The organism is Streptomyces hilarionis, from assembly GCF_024539675.1.
In the GTDB taxonomy this organism is placed as follows: domain Bacteria; phylum Actinomycetota; class Actinomycetes; order Streptomycetales; family Streptomycetaceae; genus Streptomyces; species Streptomyces hilarionis.
Genome location: NZ_JAHHIT010000844.1, coordinates 1 through 246 on the forward strand (window position 1 = coordinate 1; position 246 = coordinate 246).

Annotated in this window: 1 protein-coding gene; it reads left to right on the plus strand. The window is 55.3% G+C overall.

What is annotated here, in order from left to right:
* On the plus strand, positions 1–246 hold a 246-nt coding region (locus tag KMS84_RS44790), incomplete at both ends, for a phage major capsid protein (protein ID WP_256921654.1).

Here is a 246-nt window from a genome sequence, read left to right on the forward strand (position 1 = left end):
GGATGAACATCGAGCTGCAGAAAGACGGTGAAAACCGCTATCTGTTCGCCAATCTGCAGGGTCTGGTTACCCCGATCCTCTGGGGCCGTCCGGTTATCACCTCGGACAGCATGGACGAGGGCGATGCGGACGACGGCGGCGAGTTCCTGATCGCCAACTTCGCCCGTGCTGCAATTCTCTTCGACCGCATGACCTACCTGTTCAAGATGGGTCTTATCAACGACATGTTCATCAAGAATATGATGG